The sequence below is a fragment of the Kitasatospora sp. NPDC001159 genome, from assembly GCF_053598235.1.
The window spans coordinates 1-21822 of sequence record NZ_JBSFJV010000038.1; the positions used below are offsets into that span (position 1 = coordinate 1).

General features: G+C 73.1%; 20 protein-coding genes and 1 pseudogene. 9 read left to right on the top strand and 12 right to left on the bottom strand.

Annotated elements, in window-relative coordinates:
- Window positions 1-65: 65 nt before the first annotated feature.
- The 6 genes from ACWC9T_RS20595 to ACWC9T_RS20620 form a co-directional block, all read right to left on the bottom strand.
- Window positions 66-806 (bottom strand): PIG-L deacetylase family protein, encoded by a 741-nt coding sequence (locus ACWC9T_RS20595; protein ID WP_449822480.1) that lies wholly within the window; start codon window positions 804-806, stop codon window positions 66-68.
- Window positions 807-1110: 304 nt separating this feature from the next.
- Window positions 1111-2319: an MFS transporter gene (locus ACWC9T_RS20600; RefSeq protein ID WP_449822481.1), complete on the bottom strand. Its 1209-nt coding sequence runs from the start codon at window positions 2317-2319 to the stop codon at window positions 1111-1113.
- A 5-nt stretch (window positions 2320-2324) separates the two neighbouring features.
- Entirely contained in the window at window positions 2325-2894 is a 570-nt protein-coding gene (locus ACWC9T_RS20605; RefSeq protein WP_449822482.1) for a GNAT family N-acetyltransferase, read from the bottom strand.
- The gene (locus ACWC9T_RS20610; RefSeq protein WP_449822544.1) at window positions 2891-4111 is read right to left on the bottom strand and encodes a type III PLP-dependent enzyme; all 1221 of its coding nucleotides are present in this window, start codon (window positions 4109-4111) and stop codon (window positions 2891-2893) included. The genes ACWC9T_RS20605 and ACWC9T_RS20610 overlap by 4 nt, the downstream gene beginning before the upstream one ends.
- 127 nt (window positions 4112-4238) lie before the next feature.
- Window positions 4239-5552, bottom strand: coding sequence for a DUF6271 family protein (locus ACWC9T_RS20615; RefSeq protein WP_449822483.1), 1314 nt, complete (start codon window positions 5550-5552; stop codon window positions 4239-4241).
- A complete protein-coding gene (locus tag ACWC9T_RS20620; protein WP_449822484.1) occupies window positions 5534-6610 on the bottom strand; it encodes a phytanoyl-CoA dioxygenase family protein in 1077 nt (358 codons plus the stop codon). Before ACWC9T_RS20620 ends, ACWC9T_RS20615 begins: the two co-directional genes overlap by 19 nt.
- A gap of 489 nt (window positions 6611-7099) precedes the next feature.
- On the opposite strand from ACWC9T_RS20620, the gene ACWC9T_RS20625 reads away from it, so the two are divergent.
- On the top strand, window positions 7100-9037 hold the full coding sequence (locus ACWC9T_RS20625) for an FUSC family protein (RefSeq protein WP_449822485.1): 1938 nt from the start codon (window positions 7100-7102) through the stop codon (window positions 9035-9037).
- A 76-nt stretch (window positions 9038-9113) separates the two neighbouring features.
- On the opposite strand, the gene ACWC9T_RS20630 is transcribed toward ACWC9T_RS20625, so the two are convergent.
- Window positions 9114-10517: an amidase gene (locus ACWC9T_RS20630; protein ID WP_449822486.1), complete on the bottom strand. Its 1404-nt coding sequence runs from the start codon at window positions 10515-10517 to the stop codon at window positions 9114-9116.
- A 325-nt stretch (window positions 10518-10842) separates the two neighbouring features.
- Between ACWC9T_RS20630 and ACWC9T_RS20635 the strand changes: the two genes are divergently transcribed.
- From ACWC9T_RS20635 to ACWC9T_RS20650, 4 genes are all read left to right on the top strand, one after another.
- Window positions 10843-12192 carry a cytochrome P450 gene (locus tag ACWC9T_RS20635; RefSeq protein WP_449822487.1) on the top strand — a complete coding sequence of 450 codons (1350 nt, stop codon included), beginning with the start codon at window positions 10843-10845 and terminating at the stop codon, window positions 12190-12192.
- Window positions 12193-12299: 107 nt separating this feature from the next.
- Window positions 12300-13010 (top strand): rhomboid-like protein, encoded by a 711-nt coding sequence (locus ACWC9T_RS20640; protein WP_449822488.1) that lies wholly within the window; start codon window positions 12300-12302, stop codon window positions 13008-13010.
- Between the two features lie 188 nt (window positions 13011-13198).
- A complete protein-coding gene (locus ACWC9T_RS20645) occupies window positions 13199-14722 on the top strand; it encodes a WXG100-like domain-containing protein (RefSeq protein ID WP_449822489.1) in 1524 nt (507 codons plus the stop codon).
- Entirely contained in the window at window positions 14706-15023 is a 318-nt protein-coding gene (locus tag ACWC9T_RS20650) for a hypothetical protein (protein ID WP_449822490.1), read from the top strand. The genes ACWC9T_RS20645 and ACWC9T_RS20650 overlap by 17 nt, the downstream gene beginning before the upstream one ends.
- 34 nt (window positions 15024-15057) lie before the next feature.
- Here ACWC9T_RS20650 and ACWC9T_RS20655 read toward each other — a convergent pair whose 3' ends face one another.
- Both ACWC9T_RS20655 and ACWC9T_RS20660 read right to left on the bottom strand, forming a co-directional pair.
- Window positions 15058-15639, bottom strand: a complete 582-nt coding sequence (locus ACWC9T_RS20655; RefSeq protein ID WP_449822491.1) for a DUF421 domain-containing protein — start codon at window positions 15637-15639, stop codon at window positions 15058-15060.
- Between the two features lie 59 nt (window positions 15640-15698).
- Complete coding sequence (locus ACWC9T_RS20660) at window positions 15699-16496, bottom strand: LysR family substrate-binding domain-containing protein (protein WP_449822492.1); 798 nt, start codon at window positions 16494-16496, stop codon at window positions 15699-15701.
- A 58-nt stretch (window positions 16497-16554) separates the two neighbouring features.
- Between ACWC9T_RS20660 and ACWC9T_RS20665 the strand changes: the two genes are divergently transcribed.
- The 3 genes and pseudogenes from ACWC9T_RS20665 (at window position 16555) to ACWC9T_RS20675 (ending at window position 18603) form a co-directional block, all read left to right on the top strand.
- Window positions 16555-16974 (top strand): DUF5997 family protein, encoded by a 420-nt coding sequence (locus ACWC9T_RS20665; protein ID WP_449822493.1) that lies wholly within the window; start codon window positions 16555-16557, stop codon window positions 16972-16974.
- 120 nt (window positions 16975-17094) lie between these two features.
- Window positions 17095-17322 (top strand): annotated as a pseudogene (locus ACWC9T_RS20670) (short-chain dehydrogenase); the annotation flags it as partial.
- A 546-nt stretch (window positions 17323-17868) separates the two neighbouring features.
- Window positions 17869-18603 (top strand): hypothetical protein, encoded by a 735-nt coding sequence (locus ACWC9T_RS20675; protein ID WP_449822494.1) that lies wholly within the window; start codon window positions 17869-17871, stop codon window positions 18601-18603.
- A 28-nt stretch (window positions 18604-18631) separates the two neighbouring features.
- Here ACWC9T_RS20675 and ACWC9T_RS20680 read toward each other — a convergent pair whose 3' ends face one another.
- The 3 genes from ACWC9T_RS20680 to ACWC9T_RS20690 form a co-directional block, all read right to left on the bottom strand.
- Entirely contained in the window at window positions 18632-19933 is a 1302-nt protein-coding gene (locus tag ACWC9T_RS20680; protein WP_449822495.1) for a glycosyltransferase, read from the bottom strand.
- 119 nt (window positions 19934-20052) lie between these two features.
- Window positions 20053-20820 (bottom strand): SDR family NAD(P)-dependent oxidoreductase, encoded by a 768-nt coding sequence (locus tag ACWC9T_RS20685; RefSeq protein WP_449822496.1) that lies wholly within the window; start codon window positions 20818-20820, stop codon window positions 20053-20055.
- A gap of 2 nt (window positions 20821-20822) precedes the next feature.
- Window positions 20823-21299: an SAM-dependent methyltransferase gene (locus ACWC9T_RS20690; RefSeq protein ID WP_449822497.1), complete on the bottom strand. Its 477-nt coding sequence runs from the start codon at window positions 21297-21299 to the stop codon at window positions 20823-20825.
- Between the two features lie 81 nt (window positions 21300-21380).
- Between ACWC9T_RS20690 and ACWC9T_RS20695 the strand changes: the two genes are divergently transcribed.
- On the top strand, window positions 21381-21728 hold the full coding sequence (locus ACWC9T_RS20695) for a hypothetical protein (protein WP_449822498.1): 348 nt from the start codon (window positions 21381-21383) through the stop codon (window positions 21726-21728).
- Window positions 21729-21822: the final 94 nt, after the last annotated feature.

Below are 21822 nucleotides of genomic sequence, written 5' to 3' on the forward strand. Positions count from 1 at the left end.
CGCCACCGCGGCGGCGGCCCCCACCCCCCCCCCCCCCCCGGCTCCGACTCCGACCAGCCTCCCGACTAGCGCAGCGGGAACACCTCGAACGGCACCGCGAAGCGCGTCCCCAGCCGGGTGCCCGCGCCCCGGCCGAGGCCCTCCAGGAACTCCCGGGCGTCCGCCATCGCCCCGCCCAGCCCGGCCAGGTACGCCTTGTGCTCCTCTAGCGAGGCGACGCCGACGTCGAAGTGCTCGCTGGTGTCCACCGCGTGCCTGGACTCCGGCGAGGCCGCAGCCCAGATCTGCCGCACCCCGTCCCACGGCTCGTGCCCCTCGTCCAGCAGCTCGCGGAACACCCAGCGGTTCCCGGCGTCCCGGACCCCGTCCAGGGCGGCCCGGCCGACCGCGATATGGTCGGCCTGGTTGAGGAACACCCCGCCGTAGGTCTCCCGGAAGTTGCTGGTGATCACGATGTCCGGCCGGTGCCGGCGCACCACCCGGGCGATGTCCCGGCGCAGCGGCAGCCCGTACTCCACCACCCCGTCCGGGTATCCGAGGAACTCGACGGTCTCCACCCCGACCACCCGCGCCGAGGCTATCTGCTCGGCCTCCCGCAGCGGCCCGCACTCCTCGGGGCTCATCGAGTCGATCCCGGCCTCGCCGCTGGTGACCATCACATAGATCACCTTCTTGCCCTGCGAGGTCCAGCGGGCGACGGCCGAGGCGCCGCCGTACTCCATGTCGTCGGGGTGCGCGATGATCGCCACCGCGATCTGCCAGTCCTCGTCGACGTGCTCGAAGGGCTCGGGGGCCTGCTCGGTCATGCTGCTCTTCCCTCTCACGCGGCTCGTGCGGCTCGTACTGCTCATGGTCATACGGTCGTACCGCAGGCGACTCTAGAAGACCCATCTCCCCCACACACCGTCAGACACGTGCTCGACGGCCGAGCTTGCCCCTGACTACGTCCTCCTGCCCCCCTGCGGAAGCGGGATTCCTGCCACGGTCGTGTGACCGGCCCCGGCACCTTTGCCTCCGTGGTCCACGCCCGCCTCACCGCGCGGAGGGACCGGCTCGCCCGGCACGCCGCGACGGGGGCCGCGGACGCGCCGGGCGAGGGCTGCTGGGGTGTCAGCTGGCCTCGGGGGCGAGCTGGGGGTCCACCACGGCAGTGGCGGGCTGCGGCCAGCGGATGCGGGTGACGCAGAGGGAGACGACGGCGGCGGAGGCGGCGACCGCGGCCATGCCCCAGACCAGGCTGGTGGCGCCCGCGATGAAGCCGATGGCGGCGGGGCCGGCGAGCAGCCCGGTGGTGCCCATGGCGGCGACCAGGGAGAGGGCGTCGGAGCCCTGGCGGGCGGCGGCGACGTAGACGCACGGAGTGACCGCGGCGACGCCGAGGCCGACGCAGGCGAAGCCGAGCAGGGTCGGGACCACGCCGCCGACCAGCAGGGCGAGGGCGAGGCCGGCGCCGGCCAGCAGGCTGCCGGTGCGGACGATCAGGCCGTCGCCGAAGCGGGTGCGCCAGCCGTCGGCGAAGATCCGGGCGCAGACCATCATCACCGAGACCACGGCGATGCCCATCGGAGCGAGGCCGGCGCCGGCCTGCACCACGTCCTTGAGGTAGAGCGCGGACCAGTCGTTCATGGCGCCCTCGGTGACGGTGCCGAAAACCATCGCGAGGCCCATCCAGAGCGTCGCCACGGTGGGCAGGGCGAAGCCGCGGCGCACCTTCCCGGCTCCGTCCTCGGCCTCCGCCGGAGCCTCCTGCGGGCCGTCGGCCAGCAGCCCCGGCCGGGCGGCCGCGACGAGCACAGCGAGCAGCAGCGCGGCCAGGCCGAGGTGCACCGCGAGGGTACCGGTGAAGGCGTTGACGCCGGAGGCCAGCAGGGCGGCCAGCAGCGAACCGGCGCTGAAGGTGGCGTGCAGCCTGGACATCGTGGTCCGCTCGAAGCGGGCCTCCAGCGCGGCGCCCTGGGCGTTCATCGCGACGTTGAGGCAGCCGACCGCGACGCCGTCGCAGAACAGCACCAGCAGGGTGACCGGGTAGTCGGGCACCATCGACAGCGCGAGCAGGATGACGCCGAGGGCGAGCGCGGACAGCATCGAGAGCAGGCGGGAGCCGAGCCGCCGCATCAGCACCGCGACCAGCGGGAAGGACACCGCCGCGCCGATCCCGCAGGTCATCAGCAGCAGGCCGATCTGGGCCTCGCCCAAGTCGAGCCGGGCCTTGAGCGCGGGCACCCGGGAGACCCAGGTCGCGTACTGGAATCCGAGGGTGAAGAACACTGCGCCGATGGCCAGTTGGGACCGGCGGAACTCGTCGCGTACGGAGGACATGTGCATCAGTCCACTTCGGCTCTGGGTGGGGACCCGGGGGTCGGGCCGACGGAGTACGGTGACGGACCGAGGACGGCGGCTTCCAGGGGCTTCGCCATGTAGACCGCCTCGGCGCCGTAGCTCGCGGGCAGCCCGACCTCGGGCCGGGCTCGGTAGCCGAGCGGGGTCCACAGCACCTGCGACCCGCGGACGGCGACCAGCGAGATGGTCCGGTGGCCGACCGCCCGCCCGGTCTCCTCCAGGTGCCGCAGCATCCGGTGGGCCAGGCCCCGGCCGCGGGCCCGTTCGGCGATCACCAGGTCGTGGGCGTGCAGGTTCCTGGACCTGGAGACGCCTGCGGACTCCGTCAGGCCGAGGTCCGGGCAGCGGAACGGCGGGTACGGCAGCGCGATCAGGTAGCCGCCGAAGTCGCCGGCGTGCTCCAGGACGAAGCAGGTGGAGGGCGAGGCCCGGTGCCGGGAGCGCAGTGCCTCGCCGCCCTCGGAGAGCCCGCTCGCGGCGTAGGCGCGCTCCTCCAGCGCGACCACGGCGGCCCAGTCCTCCTCCCGGAGCAGTCGGATCCGGGTGTCGGTCATGCCCTGCCTCTCTCCGAATTGCCGGTTCCGTCGGGGGCTCCGCCGACGCAGGTGTACGGCAGCGGCGCGAAGCCGTTGAACCCCCGGGTGGCGTAGGCGGTGGCGTAGGCGCCGCAGGAGTGGATCCACACCGGGTCGCCGGAGGTGACCGCGCGCGGGACCCGGACCAGGCCGTCCTCCTGGGCGTAGGCGTCGTCGCTGTCGCAGGTCGGGCCGGCCACCACGGCGTTGACGAACTGCCCGCCGGGGTGGGTCGGGAACTCCAGCCGGTACTGCAACTGGTCCATCTCGTACAGGCCGTTGAACTTGCCGCAGCTCAGGTAGAGCCAGTCCTCCCGGGTGCCGTCGAGCCGGTGACGGGAGGAGAGCCGGGCGACATGGGCGCGGATCGCGCCGTGGTCGGCGACCAGGTGGCGGCCGGGTTCCAGCAGGAACTCCAGCGGAGCGGCGCTGGCGGCGCGCAGCCGTTCCATGCCTTCGCGGATCACCGCGAACATCTTGTCCAGCGGCGGTTCGAGCGGTCGGCCGCGCCGGTCCAGCACGCCGAGGGCGGGCAGTCCGCCGCCCAGGTTGATCCGATTCGGCACAATGCCACGCCAGTTGAGCTCCTCCAGCACGGCGGCCAGCGACTCGATGGCCGCACCCCAGGCCTCGGCCGTCATCTGCTGCGAGCCGACGTGCACCGACAGGCCGGAGGGCACCAGTCCGGAGGTGCGGGCGGCGCCGAGCACCCGCAGGGCGTCCTCGGGCGAGCAGCCGAACTTGTGGCTCAGGCCCCACAGTGCTCCTTCGCCGCTCGTCGCGAGGCGGCAGAACACCCGTGAGCGGGGAGCGTGTTCGGCGATCGCGGCGACGTCCTCCAGGCTGTCGGTGGCGAAGTCGCGCACGCCCAGCCGGTAGGCCTCGGCGATGTTGCGGTCGGACTTGACGGTGTTGCCGTAGTGGACCAGTTCGGGGGCGACCCCGGTGCGCAGCGCCCGGGCGATCTCCTGCGGGCCGGCCGCGTCGAAGCCGGAGCCGAGCAGGGCGAGGTGGCCGAGCACCTCGTCCACCGGACAGGCTTTCATCGCGAACCGGACGGCGACGCCTGGCAGTTCGGCACACAGGGCGGCGTACTGGCGGCCGATGCCGTCCAGGTCGTAGACGATGGTGTCCTCGACGGCGGCGGCGAGCGCGGCGCGCAGGGCGGTGTGGTCGTGCTGGTCCCGGCGGGGCACGGTGTCGGCGTGCACCGCGGCCTGGGCGGTCGGGGCGCGGTGGTTGACCTGGGTACCGGCTCTGCACCCGTCGGTCGTACGGCACGGGTCGGTGGTCTGACGTATCACGGATGAACTCCCGGTCCGGCTAGCGCGGTAGCCGTTCGGCGGACGTGGCCTTGCTCGCCCGCACCAGCGGGCCCCACGCGTCGATCAGCAGCGCGAAGTCCTCGATGTCCGCCTGCGCCTCGTCGAGCAGACGCGCCCGGCGGGGCGCCAGGTGGTCGGCGAACTCGGCGTACCTGCCGCCCAGTCGCCGGTAGCAGCGGTCGAGTTCGGCGAGTCGGCGGTGGTTCTCGGTGCGGTCCGTCGCGGCGCTGCGGCGGGCGGAGTCGGCGATCACCTCGGGGCGGACGTGGTGCTGCCGGTCGAGCAGGGCGTCACCGGCCGATTCCATCTCGGAGTAGACCGGGTAGAGGTAGAGCATGGAGAGCAGGAACTTGACGTAGCGCTCCTGGTAGGCGGTGAAGCCGGAGCCGGTGCGCCGCTCGGGGGTGTGGTAGTTGACGATGTGCCGGTTGTGGGTGACGCCGGGCAGGGTGGCGTCGTGCACCAGGTGGTGCAGGAAGTAGTCGCTGCCGATGGTGTCGGTGGCGGGCGGCAGCGGGACGCGCTCGTACACCTCGTGGTCGAGGGCGATGTTGCACATGTCGATGCGCCAGATGTCGGGCCGGTCCAGCACGGCGCGGTCGGCGGTGAAGGGCGCGGTGCCGGCCCCGATGAAGGACTCGGCGACGAGTTCGCGCTGCTGTTCCTCGGTGGCTCCGGAGGGCGCCCAGAGCGCGACCACGTCGTGGTAGACCTCGGCGTCGAGCTCGCGGATCTCCCCGAGGTCGACGGAGAGTTCGCCGATGAAGGAGGCGCCGACCAGGGCGACCGGCTTGTCGGCGTGCGCCGGGTCGAGGGTGTACTCGGTGACGGCGGCGGCCGCGTCGGCGGCCTTGAGGCCGATCGTCGCGATCTCGTGCTCGATCGGGAACACCGGCTCTCCGTCGAGCAGTTGGTAGCGGCTGTCGGAGTCGCGGCGGTGCACCGAGGTGCAGCCGAGCGCGGCGGCCAGCAGGAAGGCCCGGTTGGTGCAGGCGCCGTAGGAGACGGCGTCGGGCAGCATCAGGTCGAGCAGCTTGTCCGGCCCGGCGAGGCCCGCACGCTCGATCACCCCGCGCAGGAAGGCGCGTTGGGCCCGCTCGTCGAGGTGGTGGACGACCACGCCCTCGGCGGGCGGCAGCGCGGCGACGGCCTCGGCGTGCAGCCGGTAGGCCTGCGGATCGGCGGAGTCCAGTACCAGCAGGTGCACCGGCACGCCGAACCGCCGCGCGGCGTGGGCGGCTTCGGCGCCGATCGCGGTGATGGTGCCCGCGCACTCGCGGTTGGTGGGCAGGGTCAGGCAGACGGCGCGCATTCCCACTCCCCCGCGAACTCTCCGCAGGCACCGCGGGTCCAGGACCGCAGGCCTAGCAACTTCTCCCCCAGTTCGGTCAGTTCGGCGGTCCCGTAGCGCAGCGCCTCGTGCCGGTCGGCGTCCCCGACCAGGGTGCGGTTCCAGTCCGGGGTGCTGAGAGTGCGCCAGGACTGGACCCGGGAGCGGCGCAGCGGCTCGGCCTCCTCCAGCGCGGGCATCATCGACAGGTACTGCACCGCGCGCACGCCCTCGGCGGAGGTGTTGCGGGCGACACCGTGGGCCAGCAGACCGTTCCAGATCAGCAGGTCGCCGGCCTCCAGCTCGGGCCGGATCACCGGGAACTCGTCGCGGTCGACGGCCGGGCGGATCGGGTCGCGGTCGGCGGGCTGGGCGGCCTGCCACTCGTTGAAGCGGCGGAACAGCTCCGGGTTGCACTGGAAGCCGCCGCGGTCGGGCGCGGTGTCGTTGAGCGCGATGATGCCCTGGACGCGCTGCGGCAGCATGCCCCGGGTGGTGTCGACGTCCCAGTGCAGTTCGATGTCGAAGCCCTTGTCGGTGGGTTCGATGAGCGCGCGGTCGCGGTTGCGGATGTTCGGCGGGTTGAGGTTGAGCCGGTCGAGGGTGACCCAGAGCTCCTCGCAGTCCCACACGTCCACGAAGGCGTCGTAGACGCGCTGCGACTGGCGGCTGTCCCAGAGGAGTTGGTGGTGGTAGGCCTCGACGAAGCCGTAGATGTGCAGGTGCTGGTCGAGTTCGTCGCGGTAGTCGCGCTCGCGGTACCACTCCTCGGGGCGGTCGGGCGACAGACCCTGGAACTCCCAGGTGAAGTCGAGCAGGCGCCTGGCGGCCTCGGCCGGGATCGCCTCCTTCACCACGACGTAGCCGTAGGTCTGCCAGTGCGCGAAGTCCTCCTCGGAGAGCACCCGCAGCGGGTGCTCCTTGCGCAGTTCGCGCAACGAGGTGCGGGCGAGGTAGCTCTCGGTGTCGGCGCTGAAGTAGGGGCGCCGGGAGGCGGCCCGGTACAGATATCCCTCGGGGTGTTCGTCAGGGCTCGGCATGGGCGCTCACTCCATGGTTCGTAGTCGATGCGGCGCTTCCTCGGGCGCTCGGTGCGGGCACGGCGAGCCGCCGGCCGACGGTCGACCGGCTTGGGAATTCGGCGCGCGGACCGGACGTCCGTCCGCATGCGCCCCTTCTCGCCTCGGCCCGCGAGCGCGGAACGGCGCCAGGTCAGAGGCCAACTCGCCCGCTCGGCAAGGCAGCTCACCCCGCATCAGCCCTGCCGAACCGCGCTCCCCATACGTTGGACTAGACCAACTAATGGTGTCAACCCTTTCCCGCGGGTTACCGGTCGGGAAATCAGCGCAGCTCACGGCGCTTCTCGGGGTTCGCTTTATGTTTCGGAGACTGACATAAGAGCGGGCATGTTTGGTGAATTGACATACCCGGGAGCGGTGAACCACGGCGCCACGCGAACCGTTGTGCCGGGCCCGCCGAACCGTTCCGTCGGGTCCGCATCGTTCGCCCGCCCGCCGTAGCTTGGGACTGTGGCACGCACCCGGCTCGCCCCGCCCGGCTGGCTGACCGAGGGCCTGCGGCCCCGGCACGCGCCGATCCCCTGGGCCGCGGTGGCCCGCGCCTCGGTGGCGCTCGCCGCTCCGCTCGCCGTGGGCACCGCCGCCGGTCAGCCCGGCTACGGCGCGCTGGTGTCGATGGGCGCGCTGTCCGGCGTCATCGGGGACACCGCCGACGCGTACCGGATGCGGGTGTTCAACATCGCCGTGCCGCAGCTGGTCGGCGCCCTCGGGGTGCTGCTCGGCACCCAGGTTTACGGCTCCGGCTGGACGGCCGTCGTGGTGCTGACCGTCGTCGCGCTGGCCTCCGGCATGATCTCCTCGATCGGCGCGGTCGCCTCCGTCTCCGGACTGCTCCTGCTGCTCAACACCGTGGTCGGGGCCGGCCTGCCGATGCCCTCCCCCTGGTGGCTGCCGCCCGCCCTGCTGCTGCTCGGCGGCCTGGTGGTGCTCGCCCTCACCCTGCTCGCCTGGCCGCTGCGCCGCGGCACGCCCGAGCGCGCGGTCGTCGCGGACACCTACCGGGCGGTCGCCGAACTGCTGGAGGCCACCGGTTCACCCACGTACGACGCCAAGCGGCACGAACTCACCCAGTCGCTCAACCACTCCTACGACCTGCTGCTGGCCCGCCGCGCCCGTCGGCATGGCCGCTCCCCGACCCTGGTCCGCCTGCTCGCCCAGCTCAACGCGGTGATCCCGGTCGTCGAGGGCGCCTCCGCGGTGCGGCTGCGCCCGCCCGAGTTCGGCCCGCTGCCGCCCGGCTACCCAGCTGCCGTCCGCACGCTGGCCGAGGCCGTCGAACTGGGCCGCACCGGCCCCGCTCCCCCGCCCGACCTGCCCGAACCGCGCGGCCCCTCCACCCGCGCGCTGGCCGAGGCGATCCGGTACGCCGCCGCCGTGGTACACGAGGCCGAACCGGACCCGTACGCCGCCGACGACCGGCTCGGCCGCCCCGCCGGCCTGGAGGTCCGGGCCCGCCGGGCGGTCCGGACGCTGCTGCTGTCCGGCGCGTCCTGGCGGTACGGCCTGCGGCTGGCACTGTGCATCGGCCTGGCACAGGTGCTGGTGTCGGTGATCGCGGTGCCCCGCTCGTACTGGGTGACGCTCACCGTGACCTTCGTGATGAAGCCCGACTTCGGCTCGGTGTTCTCCCGCGCGGTGCTGCGCGCGCTCGGCACGGCCGCCGGGCTGCTGATCGCCATGCCGGTGCTGGCCGAAGTGCCGCACGGCTGGTGGGACGTCCCGGTGATGGCGGCGCTGGCCGCGCTGATCCCGGCGCTGTCGGCCAAGGGGTACGCCTTCCAGACCGCTGCCATCACCCCGGTGATCCTGTTGCTCTCCGACCTGCTCAACCACCAGGGCTTCCACCTGGTGCTGCCCCGGCTCTACGACTCGCTGATCGGCTGCGGCATCTCGCTGCTGGCCGGCTACCTGCTGTGGCCGGAGTCCTGGCACACCCGGATCGGCGACCGGCTGGCCGACGCCGTCCAGGACACCGCCTCGTACGTGTCACTGGCCTTCACCACCGCGCCCGGCCGCGACGAGCCGGTCCGGGCCCGCTACCGGCGGCGGCTCTACCGGGACCTGTCCGCCGTGCGCAGCGAGTTCCAGCGCGCGCTCACCGAGCCGCCGCCGGTCGGCGCCCGGGCGGAGGCCTGGTGGCCGCTGGTGATCGCGGTGGAGCGGATCGTGGACACCACCACCGCCACCCGGGTCCGGGTCGAGCACGGCGCGCCCGTCCCCACCCCGGCCGAGGTCGGGGCCGTCACGAGGGAACTGACCGACCTGGCCGAGGCGCTGCGCTCCGGCGTGCCGCCACCCGCGGGCGACCTGGCCGCGCTGGCACCGGACTGCGCGCTGGCCCGGCTGCACCACGAGGTGCACGCGGCCTGGTCGGTCGTGGCTCCGTGACTCCCGGGCTCGGTAAACCCGGGCTCCGTGACTCCCGAGCCCCGCAACCCCCGGTGGCCGTGCCCCCCGGTAGCGGTCAGTCCTGGATGCGCCGCCAGGGCCTGTCCGCCTCCAGCGCGAAGGCCAGCTCCAGCAGCAGCCGCTCCTGCCCGTGCGCGGCCGACAGGTGCACCCCGATCGGCAGGCCGCCCGGGGCCTCCCCGGTCGGCAGTGCGATGCCCGGACCGCCGGTCACGTTGTTGACCGGGGTGAAGGCGACGTAGCGCAGCAACCGCTCGATCAACTCGTCGAAGGCCACGTTCGGGCTCAGGTGGCCGATCGGCGGGGCGGTGTGGGCGAGCACCGGGGAGAGGATCGCGTCGTGGTCGCGGAAAATCCCCGCGTACACCTCCTCGGCCCGGCGCAGCCGGCGCAGCACGCCCGGGGTGCGCGGGAACTCGGCCTGGAAGCGGCGGCGCAGACCGGTGGTCAGGCCGTCCAGCCGGCCACTGCGGAAGCTCGGGTCGAACACCACCCGGCCGGTGAGCGCGATCACCCAGGCGATGTAGCCCCAGTACGAGAGGAAGTCACGGGAGAACTCCTCGCCGAACGGCAGGGTGGCCGGCTCGACCCGGTGGCCCATCGCCTCCAGCCGGGCCGCGGTCTCCTCGACCGCGCGGCAGGTCGGCTCGTCGGTCTTGGCGATCGGCGAGTCCACCACCAGCCCGATCCGCAGCCGGCGCGCGCCCGGCCCCTCGACCAGACCGAGCGGGGGCAGCTTGGGGTTGTGGTGGTGGCGCTCGGCGGCGGCGAAGAACGCGGCGGTGTCGCGCACCGAGCGGGTCAGCACCCCGTCGGTGACCAGGTCGATCGGCAGCTTGCCGCCCTGCGCGTTGACCACCAGCCGGCCCCGGGTGGGTTTGAGCCCGACCAGGCCGCAGCAGGCCGCCGGGATCCGGATCGACCCGCCACCGTCGTTGGCGTGCGCGATCGGTACCACGCCGGAGGCCACCAGGGCCGCCGAGCCGCCCGAGGAGGCGCCCGGCGAGTGCGAGGGCTTCCAGGGGTTGCGCACCGGCTGGGCGGTGGCGAACTCAGTGGAGGCGTTCAGGCCGAACTCGGGCAGCCGGGTCTTGCCGAGCACGGCCAGGCCGGTGGCCAGGAACTGGTCGGTGAAGTGCGCGTTGCGGCGGGCCGGGCGGGCGCGGAAGGCCTCGCTGCCCATGGCGGTCGGCAGTCCGCGCAGGTCCACGTTGTCCTTGAGGTAGGTCGGCACGCCCCAGAGCGGGCCGCCGATGCCCTCCCGGCTGATCCGCGGCCGGTCGTACGAGGCGTGGGCGACGGGCAGCAGCGCGCCGTCGATCCGCCCGGCGCGGGCGACGGCCGCCGCGACCAGCTCCCGGGGGTTGACCTCACCGGCCCGCACCAGGGCGGCCAGCGCCACCGCGTCGTGCGCGCCGAGGGCGTCGTCAGTGAACGCGTGGGCCCGCTCGTCGGTCATCCCAACTCCCCATTCCCCGCCGGGCCTTCTGGCGGCCGGCTGCTGCCCTGCTCATACGGACTGGTAATACTGACTGGCAATACCGACTAGTAGTACTGGCCGGTAATCCCGCCGAGCTTCGCAGTGTAGGCGCGCCGCCCCACCCCCGGGTACCCCCACGCCGGGCGGCCGCGCGCGAGCCGTCAACCATTCGGCGGCGCATGGACGTTCGGCATGCGCCCCCGCGTTCACTCCACCCGCCGGTCACGAACCGTTTGGCCGACGGTCCCCGGGAAAGATCCCGAACACCCACCGATCCGGCCATCCCCCACCCGAGGTGACGCCCTTGACCACCCACTACCATCCGACCGCCCAGTACACCTCGGCCACCGCCCCCGGTGCCCTCCCCCTGCTCGGCCACGCCCCCGCATTCGTCCGCCGCCCCTTCGACTTCGTGGCTGGCCTCGCCGCCCACGGCGACCTAATCAAGGTCCGGTTCGGCCCGCTCGACGCCTACGTCGCCTGCCACCCCGACCTGGTGCGCCGACTGCTCACCGAGGACCGCACCTACGACAAGGGCGGGATCATCATCGACAAGGCCCGCGAGGCCTTCGGCAACGGCCTCGCCACCTGCCCCGCCGCCGACCACCGGCGCCAACGCCGCATGCTGCAGCCCGCGTTCCACCGCGACCGGCTCCCCGGCTACGCCGCCATGATGGCCGAGGAGATCGCCGGCACCACCGCCCGCTGGCGCGACGGCGACGTGGTCGACGTGCCCGCCGCGATGTACCGCCTCACCACCGCCGTCACCGCCCGCTGCCTCTTCGCCGCCCACGAACGGGCCGGCTCCCTGCCCGTACACGAGTGCATGAACGTCGTCACCCGGGGCGTCGCCCGGCGGATGATGATGCCGCTGCCCGGCGCCGACCGGATCCCCACCCCCGGCAACCGCCGCTTCCAGCGCGCCCGGCGGGACCTCAAGCAGATCACCCGCCGCCTGATCGCCGACTACCGCGCCGCCGGCACCGACCACCAGGACCTGCTCTCCACGCTGCTCAGCACCCGCGACGAGCACGGGCGGGGCCTGTCCGACCGCGAGATCCACGACCAGGTCGTCACCTTCCTGCTCGCTGGCATGGAGACCACCGCCGCCACCCTCTCCTGGGCCTGGAGCCTGCTCGCCGCCAACCCCGCCGTCCGCGACCGCCTGAACGCCGAACTCGACACCGTCCTCGACGGCCGCCCCGCCCGCCACGAGGACCTGCCCGCCTTGCCGCTCACCTCCAGGATCATCAGCGAGACCCTGCGCCTCTACCCGCCAGCCTGGATCCTCAGCCGCACCGTCGCCGCCGACACCGAACTCGGCGGCCACCCCCTCCCGGCCGGCACCACCGTCCTCTACAGCCCCTACCTGCTGCACCGCCGCGCCGACCTCTTCCCCTGCCCCGACCGCTTCGACCCCGACCGCTGGCTCACCACCGCGCGCCCCGCCCCCGGTACCTACACCCCCTTCGGCCTCGGCGCCCGCCGCTGCATCGGCGACACCTTCGGCACCACCGAAGCCGCCCTCGCCCTGGCCACCATCGCCGGCCGCTGGACCGTCACCCCGACGCCCCGTCAGCCGGTCCGGCCGCAGCGGAGCTCCTCGATGTCGCCGCGGTCCTTCCAGGCGACGCTGACCCGCCGGATACGGTGAGTCGGCCCGCGCGGGTCGAGGGGTGATCGGGGTTCGGTACTGTCCCGGCGGGGCCGACCACAGGTGTGTCGGCCGGACCTGCCGTTCGACCGGGACACCATCACGCCATGAACGCTCGATCCCCGCTGGGGCTCCTGACCGGGCTGCTGCGCGCCGTCCGGACCTACCCGCGCCGCTCGCCGCTGACGTTCGTCTACGTCGGCCTGCTCCTGCTCGGGCACGCCTGGGTCGAGTACGGGCTCTCCGACGCGGGGGCCGACGACCTGCGGGACTACATCAGTACCAACCTGGACAACCTGCACGACCATCCGCTCAGGGCACTGTTCGGCAGCGCCCTGCTCTACGACGGCACGCTCACCGACATCGCCTCGACCGGCTTCGGCGGCACCCTGATCACCCTCGGCCTCGGCATCGTCGTCAGCCTCGCCTGGGCCGAGCGCCGCTACGGGACACTGCGCGCCGCCGCCGTGTTCCTCGCCGGGCACATCGGCGCCACCCTGATCACCGCCCTGGTCATCCTGCTCGCCCTGCACCAGGGCTGGTACCCCGAGAGCGTGCGGGAGGCCTCCGACTACGGCATCAGCTACGGCGCCCAGGCCGCCCTCGCCTTCGTCATCCTCGCCCTCCCCCGCTGGGCCCGGCTCCCCTGGGCCGCCTTCGTCCTCGCCTGGCCCCTCGGCGGCGGCGCCGAGTGGGCCGGCCCGCTCCCGGAGTTCACCACCGTCGGCCACCTCCTCGCCGCCGCCCTCGGCTTCGCCCTCGCCGCCATCACGGCCGTCACCGCTCGCCACCGCGCGGGCCTGTCCTCGCAGACGTGACCGACGTCACGGCGCCGCACTGAAACCTCGAACTCCGTTCCTCGATCTGATCACCAGAGCAATCAGCGCAACCAGCACGTACGGGGAAAGCAGCATGGCAGATGACGGACCGGAAGCGAGCAGCACGCGGCACGGCTTCCAACCCGGGAACCTGAACGACCGCGCCCATTCCCGGACGGGAGCCCCGCATGGGTGAGTCCACGGCGGCGAAGGCCGTCCAGAAGCTCACCGGCATGTGGTGGCCCGACGCCGACCCGGACAAGCTCCGCAAGGTCGCCGACGCCTGGGACGCGATGGCCACCGCCATCGACAACGTCACCGTCCCCACCAACCAGGCCGCTGCGGCGATCGTCGCCAACAACCACGGCCCCGCCATCGACGCCTTCGGCAAGTTCTGGGGCCAGTACTACGGCGGCAAGGACAGCGCAGGCAAGGGCAAGGGCTGGCTCCCGGAGACCGCCGACGCCTGCCGCGCCCTCGCCAAGGCCCTGCGGGACTTCGCCCATGAGGTCGACAAGGCGATCAAGAAACTCGAAGAGGAAGCCGCGATCGTCGGCGCCACCCTGGTGGCCGGCACCGCCCTCGCCTTCTTCACCGCCGGCATCTCCGAGGGTGTTGCCGCGGGCGCCGCCGCGGGCATCGTCGCCACCGCCTCCGGCCTCGGCATCGCCGTCTCCGAGACCATCGCCACCATCGCCACCACCGTCCTGGTCGGCGCCGCCTTCGGCGCCGTCGAGGCCATCACCGTCGACCTCGCCGTCGCCCAACCCATCCGTGTCGAACTCTTCGACGACGGCGGCTACAGCGCCAAGGAAGCCCTCGACTCCGCCGAGACCGGCGGCATCATGGGCGGCGCCGGCGGCGGCCTCGGCGCCGGCGGCCGCGTCGTCGCCAACGCCGCCGAACGCGCCGAAGGCGCCTCCGTCGCCCTCGCCGGCCTCGCCAAGGTCGCGGGCGCCGCCGACTCCCTCCCCGGCCGCATGGTCACCGGCGCCGGCCTCACCTACGGCTACGACACCGCGTTCAAGACCGGCCCCGTCATGCCCCTCGACCTCATCGTCGGCGCCGTCGGCGCCGGGGCGGCACCACGAGGGGGGCGTTCCGACGAACCCGCCCCCTACGTCCCGAAGCACGCCAAGCCGGTCGAGCTGCCGATGCCCGGTAGGCTGCCCCCGCGCGAGTACGTGGAGGACCACCCGAGCGTCGCGAAGGTGACAACGGAGCTGGCGCAGGTGCCACCCAAGGTCTTCAACAAGGTCTGGGAGTACCTGAAGGCCGTCCCCGGCGGCGGGATCAGCATCGGCCCGAGGCCCGTCACGGAGCTCCCGGGCGGCTTCCATCTCGGTGGTGTCAGGCCGGTGGGCGGCAGCGCGCCGGCGGAGCACGTGCCCGGCATGTACCTGCCGAACGAGCGCAGGCTTCTCATCAATTCGAGTGCCGAGACGCAAAGCAGTGTCGCGGTCCACGAGTTCGGGCACGCGGTCGACGAGGCCTACGGTTTCAAGAGCCGCCAGCCGGACTGGCTGCATGTGCAGCAGCAGGTCATGGACCGGATCGGCAGCAATCCGAAACTGGACGCGTACATCCGCCAGCCGCACGAGTACTTCGCCGAGGCGTTCAATCACTGGACCGCCAAGAAGCTGACGAAGTTCACGTTCGGCGACCGCGAGGCCGCGAGGATTCTGAAGGAGTATTTTGACCGAGCATTCTGAGCCCTACGAAGTCACCGGAAACCCGATGCTCGACGCCGACGGCGTCACCGTCTGGCAGCGGTACGGCGGCAGGACCGTGGAGGGGTACTTCTACGACGGCTGGCACAAGATCGAGCCGGGGGACCCCCGCTACGAGGAACTGCTCCCGCAGGCCCGGTTGAATCCGCAGGAAACGGATGACGACGAGCTGGACGACTTCGACGACGACCTGGACGAGGCGGAGCCCACGGTTCACCCCGAGACCCTGGCCATGCTGATGGAGATGCAGCGCAAGACCCAGGAGCGCAGCTCGGGGCAGTAGCGGGGCGGTCGCGAGGCGACGACCCCGCCCGCTGTCAGCGTGGCGGCCGGCCTCCGGCCGCCATGCTGGTCAGCAGCCGCTCGATCGCCTCCAGCCGCTCGCGCAGCTCCTCGACGTCGCCCCTGGTGGCGCTCTGTTCGGCTGCCCGGAGGGTGACCAGCAGCTGCCCGTCCGGCTCCAGGCGGGCGCGCGCCACGTCGCTGATGTTGTCGCCGTTCTGGACCCGGATGGCGTGTTCCAGCTCGGACGGGCGCAGCGCCAGGCTGTGCAGGGCGCCGGGGACGAGCTTGCCGTCGCGGACGACCGTGGTGGGTGTGCCCTCCAGGAGGCGGGCGGCACGCTGGTCGCGGGCGAGCCAGCGGGTGATCGCGGAGTTGACGGCGATCAGGGTGACCGCGCCGATGGCGCCCCCGAGCAGGCTGTTGTCGTTGCCGATGATCGCGTTCTGCACCACGTTGGAGAGCAGGAAGACGACCACCATGTCGAAGGTGTTCAGTCCGGCCAGTCCGCGCTTCCCGGCGAACCGGAACAGGATCAGGATCAGTACGTAGACGGCGATCGTGCGGAGGATCTTCTCCACGATCGGAATCTGGACGACCACCAGGTCATGCCACACGGCCCCGCTCCTCCCACCGCGACTGTCCGGAACGGGGCCGACGCTACGCCACGCGCTCGCTACGAGCGCCGCTTCGGCTTGCCGTGCCGGGCGGCGGCGGCCCCGCCCCGGCCCGAGCCCTTCTGGCCCGTGCTCTTCTGGCCGCCGGCCCGCTGGCCGCCCGCCCTCTGCTGCTGCGGCTTGCGCGGCGCCGCCGCCTTCTTCGGCTGCGCGGCCGGAGCGGCCGCGGCCTGCCCGGCCCCCCGGCCGCGCGAGCTGTTCACCGTACGGCCGCGGACGATCCCGATGAACTCCTCCACCAGGTCCGTCGTCCGCTCCTGCAGCCAGGACAGCGCCACCTGGGACTGCGGCGCCTCCGCCACCGGCCGGTAGGTGAGGTCGCGGCGGTGGTGCAGCCGGGCCAGCGACTGCGGGACCAGCAGCACGCCGACGTTGGCCGCGACCAGCTCGACGGCGTCCGCCGTGGTCGCCGGGCGCTCGATGGCCGGGCGGCCGGGGAGGGCGTCGGCGGCCCAGCCGAGGGTGTCGTCGAGCGGGTGGAAGACCACGTCGTCGGCGAGGTCGCCGAGGGCGACCTCCTCGGCGGCGGCGAGCCAGTGGTCCTTGGGGAAGACGACGACGGTGGTCTCGGTGTACAGCGGGATCGCGCTGAGCACGTCCTTGTCGACCGGCAGCCGGATCAGCCCGGCGTCCACCGCGCCCTCCCGCACGGTCCGCTCGCCGTCCTCGACGGGGACCGCGACGAGGTCGAGCGGGACGTCCGGGAGCCGCTCGCCCCAGACCCTGGCCCATTTGCCGGGGGTCACACCAGGGACGTACGCGAGCCGGAAGGACGGGTTCACCTGCATGTCTGTCACAGGGCAAGGCTACCGACCGTGACCGGAAGCGCCCGCGCACTCCCTTACCCTTGTCTCCATGACATCGCTCAAGCAGAAGACCAGCCAGACCATGAAGCCGGCCACGGCGGCCAAGAAGCTGGGGATCTACCTCGCCGCGGCGCCGACCGACTTCCAGGAGGGCGTGGTCTCCCGCGAGGAGCTCAACGCGCTGCAGGCCGAGCCGCCGCAGTGGCTCCAGGAACTGCGCAAGAACGGTCCGCACCCGCGTCCGGTGGTCGCCGCCAAGCTCGGCATCTCCATCTCGGGCCTGGCCCGCGGCGGCGTGACCGAGGCGCTCACCACCGAGCAGATCGAGGCGGTCAAGGCCGAGAACCCGCTCTGGCTCCAGCACGAGCGCGCCAACCAGGTGGACGTCCGCAAGGAGACCGCCCGGATCAAGGCGAAGCACGAGAAGGAGGCCGCTGCGAAGGCCGCCAAGGAGTCCCAGGCCCGCTGACCTGCCGACTCGTGCGCTCCGGCGCCGACTGTCGGACCCCTGCGTTTGGATGGTGCCGACGTTCGTCCACGGACGGGCGTCGGCACAGCCATGAGTACGTTCAAACGGGAGGGCAGGCGGATGGCAGGGGCACTGGACGGTCGGATCGCCCTGGTCGCGGGAGCGACCCGGGGCGCCGGGCGGGGCATCGCGGTCGAGCTCGGCGCGGCGGGCGCGATGGTGTACGTGACCGGGCGCACCACCCGGGAGCAGCGCTCGGAGTACGACCGGCCCGAGACGATCGAGGACACCGCCGAGCTGGTCACCGCGGCGGGCGGCCGGGGCATCGCGGTGCCGACCGACCACCTGGTCGTGAAGCGCGGGCGCCGTCCGGGGTGACCGTCGTCGACTCGACGGTGGCCGCCGAGCGCGACGGCACCCTGGGCGGCGCTTTACCGTACCGTCGCGTTCGGGGCGGCTGGGGCGGCTGGGGCGGCTGCCGCGACCCCCGTCCCGGCGAGCAGGAGTGCCCCCGTCGCGGTCAGCGCACCCAGCCAACGCGCCTTCCGTGCCAGTCCGTTCAGGATTCCCCTTGACCGTTCGTACCGCGGCTTCGCCGCGATCGGCGTCAGGCTACGGCACGGCCGCGAACTCGGCGGGCGGATCGTTCGAATCCTGTTCGGACACTGTCTCTTCACGACTCCGACGGATACGGAAACGGCCATCGGGGCCACCGAACCCCTGGCTGTCGCGTCAAGAGTGCAGAAACGATTCCGCGCGCCCGGAACAGCCTTCCCGCGCCCGAACGTGGCGTCACCCCTTCGGCCCCCTCGACACGGTAGTGTCCGCTGGCGCGGCCTCCGGCACCACTGCCGGCCGGCCGCGCGTCACCCCCCAACGACCTGGAGGAATTCCGTGCCGGCTCCCGCCCGAGGCGCCCTCGCCATAGCCGCGGCCGTCCTGCTCGCCGCAGCCGCAGGCTGCTCGTCCGGCGGCGGCCACACCGCCAAGGACAGCGGCCACGGCAAGGTGAGCGCCCACAGCTCCGCTCCGGCGGTCGGCGGCGACGCCGCCCAGCCCGCCCCGGCCGCGATCGTGACCGGACCCGGCCCGAAGCCCTCGTACGACGTCCAGCCGCAGCCCGCGGCCGGCAGCTGCCACTTCCGCTACACGGCGGACAAGCAGCCGCTGCCCGACCCGAACTGCACCCCGGGCGCGATCAGCCCGGCGGTCAACCAGGGCAACATCAACGACACCATCTGCAAGCCGGGCGGCTACACCTCGACCATCCGTCCGCCGGCGAACATCACCGGCAAGGAGAAGGCCGAGAACGCCAAGTCCTACGGTTACAGCGGACCGATGGGCGACGCCGAGTACGACCACCTGATCAGCCTGCAGCTCGGCGGCGACCCCAACGACCCGCGCAACCTCTGGATCCAGCCGCCCTCCCCCGGCCACGTCCCGGGCAAGGGGCCGAACAACCCCAAGGACTCGGTGGAGACCCACCTGCACACCGCGATCTGCAAGGGACAGGTCACCCTGGCCGCGGCCCAGACCGCGATCGCCACCGACTGGACCACCGCTGAGGCCAAGCTCGGCCTCAAGCCCGCCGCCGCGCCCACCCCGGAGGCGGACGCGGACGGCGACTGACGTCTCGTTCCCCCGGCGTCTTCCGGGGCTACAGCGACTCCACCAGCTCGGCGATGGTGTCGAACGGCCGGTACGCCGCGAACTCCGCGGCCAGCGCGCGGGCCCGTTCACGGAACCGGCCCTCGCCGAGCACCCGGTCGGCCGCCCGGCGCACCTCCTCCGGCCCCGGGCGGCCGGTCCGCAGGTCGAGCCCGACGCCGGCCCACTCCACCCGGGCCGCCACCTCCGGCTTGTCCTCGCTCGCCCCGGCCACCACCAGCGGCACCCCGTACCGCAGCGCGGTCTGCACCCCGCCGTAGCCGCCGTTGCTGACCAGCACGGCGGTGTGCGGCAGCAGCTGGTCGAACGGGACATACCCGGCGGCGCGGACGTTGCCCGGCAGGCTGCCGCCCAGCAGATCGGCCAGCCGCCGCGGCCCGTCCGGGCGGGCCGTGGCGGCCACCACCAGCACATCGTCCCGGTCGGCCAGGGCGCGGACGGTCGGGGCGACCAGCTCACCGAGGTCGGTGTTGGCCAGCGTGCCCTGGGTGACCACCACGACCGGCCGCCCGCCGGTCACCTCGTCCCACCACTCGGGCAGCGCCTGCTCGTTGCCGACGATCCCCGGCAGCGCGCCGATCAGCCGGTACGAGGCGGGCGCGTCGCTGCGCGGGTACTCGAAGCCCGGCACGGTCAGTTGCAGGAACTCGTCCGCCACCGTCACCATCGCCTGCCCGCGCGGGCCCTCCGGCACCCGGACGCCCACCCCCGCGAACACCTTCGCGGTGTAGCGCTGCAGCGGCTCGTCGCGCCGGTCCATCTCCTCCTGCAGCGCCCGGTTGCGGGCCCGGCCCTCCTCACCCGGCAGCGGCGGCAGCGCCAGCCCGAAGGGCGCGGTGTCCACGCTCGGCAGCATCGACGGGGTGAGCCCGATGCCGATCAGCGCCGGGCGCTCCGCCCTCGGGCGGCTCAGCGCCAGCGGCAGCGCGCCCTGGAAGAAGGCGTCCGCGATCACGGCCCGGGCCGGGAACTCCTCCAACAGCGCGAGCAGCGCCCGGTACTGGTGCGGGATCGGGTCGAGGAAGAAGTGCTGGACGTCGAAGGCGATCCGCTCCGGCCCGGGCGGCAGGCTCGCCCGGCCCGGGAAGCGGGCATCCAGGTCCCGGTCGTCGAAGTCGGCCTCGGCGGGCAGCGCGACGAACTGTGCCCCGGCCCGCTCGGCCGCCCCGGCGAACCGCGCGCCGCCGAGGAACACCACCTCGTGCCCGCGGGCGGCGAGATCGGCGGAGATCGCCAGCAGCGGGCTGACGTGCCCGTGGGCGGGGATGGCGGTGGTGATGATCCTGGACAACGGAGGCTCCTGGGCTCGGGTGCGGTGGAGCCGACCGGGCGGGCTACGCCGGCCGGACCCACCGTAGGGAGGGTTGGTAGACGTTCACTGAACGCGCGGACGAGCCCTTTGATCCCGGCTCAACGGCCCAGCACCGCCCCGCCGTTCAGGCCGATCACCTGGCCGGTGAGGTAGCCGGCCGCCGGAGAGGCGATGTAGGCGACCGCCTCGGCCACGTCGCCGGGGGTGCCGGCCCGGCCGACCAGGGTGTCGGCGATCTTCCGGGCGTGAAAACCCTCGTCCCAGTCGGCGCCGAAGATCTCGGTGTCCTCGACGTAGCCGGGTGCCAGTACGTTCACCGTGATGCCGTCCGGGCCCAACTGCCGCGCCAGGCCGAAGGACCAGCCGTGCAGGGCGGCCTTCGCGGCCGCGTACGAGCCGGCCGAGTGCGGGCCCGCGCCGCCGCGCTGGGCGGCCGCCGAGCTGATCACCACCAGTCGGCCGCCGGGGCGGCGCAGCGCGCCCTGCAGGGCGGTGGTCAGCAGCACCGCGGTGAGCAGGTTGGTGTCCAGGTCCCGCCGCCACGACGCGGCCAGGGCGTCCAGGCTGTCGTCCTCGGGCGGGGTGATGATCGCGCCCGCGTTGTTCACCAGCACGTCCACCGGCCCGAGTTCGGCGATCCGGGCGGCCACCGTCCCGACCGCCGCCGGGTCGGTCAGATCGCCGGCCAGCGGCACGACCGTGCCCGCTCCGGCGCTGCGCTCGATCTCCTCCCGGGCCTTCTCCAGCACGGCCGCCCGGCGGCCGAGGATCACCACCCGGTTACCGTCCCCGGCCAGCCGGGCGGCGATCGCCCGCCCGATCCCGGTCCCGCCGCCGGACACCACCGCGAGTCGGTCCTGGGCCACGGTCAGTCCTCGCAGTCGTAGTAGGCGCGCATCAGCTCCGTCGACCACGCGGGCTGACGGACCTCCCCGCGCGGGCCGAACTCCACCAGGTACGGCTTGATGTCGAGCACCGGCGTACCGGCCACCGCGTCCAGGCCGGTGACGTGCAGCTCCAGCCCGTCCACCCGGACCAGCTCGCAGCGGGAGACCCCGAGCCGGTTGGGGCGGTTCTTGCCGCGCTGGGCGAAGATGCCGACCAGCGGCCAGTCGGTGTTGCCGCGCGGGTGGCGGGCGCCGGTCTCGACCTTCCCGGCCGGGACGCGGTCGAAGTGGTACACCACCTCCAGGTGCGAGAAGTCCGCCAGCCCGTACAGCGCCTCCTCGCCGAACTGCCCGCCGTCCAGCCGGATCACCGCCCCCACGCTCCCCCACCCGTCGTCCCGGACGTCGTCCCGTCCGCCGACCACCCATCCCACCGGACGCACCGTCACTTCACCCATGCCGTTTCCCCCTTCGTCGTCGAACCGGTCACTCGGTACGGTAGCGATCCGTACGCACGGACGATCAAGGGGGGCGGCACGATGGCGGACACGGAGATCAGGGGCCTGGGCGCGGAGACCGGAGACACGGTCGGCGCCGCGGTGTTCGGCGTTCTGACTGTTGCGCTCGACGGCTTCCTGCTGACCCGGATCTGGCGCTGGGCGGGCGAGCAGACCGCGGCGGAGCACCGGACGGCGGTGACCCAGACCGCCGTCCTGGTCGGGGTCGTGCTCTTCGCGACCCTGCTCGGCGTCGCCGTAGCGGGCCAGCGGTCCACGCCGCACCGGCGATGGTACTGCGCGATGATCACCGCGCTGGCCTCGCACCTGCTGCTGCCGCTGGCGGTGATCGTCGCGGTGGCCACCCACTGGGGCCACCTCCTCCGGTGACCGTCAGGCCATGGAGCCGCTAGGCCGCCTGTCCGTCAACTGCACTGACATCCGCAGCAGTTCTGGCTTCCGCAGCACCCGGCCGCCGTATCCC

Coding starts and splice junctions, on each gene's coding strand:
- ACWC9T_RS20695 (WP_449822498.1), top strand. CDS start 21,381: ATGGCGGACACGGAGATCAGGGGCCTGGGCGCGGAGACCGGAGACACG.
- ACWC9T_RS20665 (WP_449822493.1), top strand. CDS start 16,555: ATGACATCGCTCAAGCAGAAGACCAGCCAGACCATGAAGCCGGCCACG.
- ACWC9T_RS20615 (WP_449822483.1), bottom strand. CDS start 5,552: ATGCGCGCCGTCTGCCTGACCCTGCCCACCAACCGCGAGTGCGCGGGC.
- ACWC9T_RS20640 (WP_449822488.1), top strand. CDS start 12,300: ATGAACGCTCGATCCCCGCTGGGGCTCCTGACCGGGCTGCTGCGCGCC.
- ACWC9T_RS20690 (WP_449822497.1), bottom strand. CDS start 21,299: ATGGGTGAAGTGACGGTGCGTCCGGTGGGATGGGTGGTCGGCGGACGG.
- ACWC9T_RS20645 (WP_449822489.1), top strand. CDS start 13,199: ATGGGTGAGTCCACGGCGGCGAAGGCCGTCCAGAAGCTCACCGGCATG.
- ACWC9T_RS20600 (WP_449822481.1), bottom strand. CDS start 2,319: ATGTCCTCCGTACGCGACGAGTTCCGCCGGTCCCAACTGGCCATCGGC.
- ACWC9T_RS20605 (WP_449822482.1), bottom strand. CDS start 2,894: ATGACCGACACCCGGATCCGACTGCTCCGGGAGGAGGACTGGGCCGCC.
- ACWC9T_RS20630 (WP_449822486.1), bottom strand. CDS start 10,517: ATGACCGACGAGCGGGCCCACGCGTTCACTGACGACGCCCTCGGCGCG.
- ACWC9T_RS20620 (WP_449822484.1), bottom strand. CDS start 6,610: ATGCCGAGCCCTGACGAACACCCCGAGGGATATCTGTACCGGGCCGCC.
- ACWC9T_RS20595 (WP_449822480.1), bottom strand. CDS start 806: ATGACCGAGCAGGCCCCCGAGCCCTTCGAGCACGTCGACGAGGACTGG.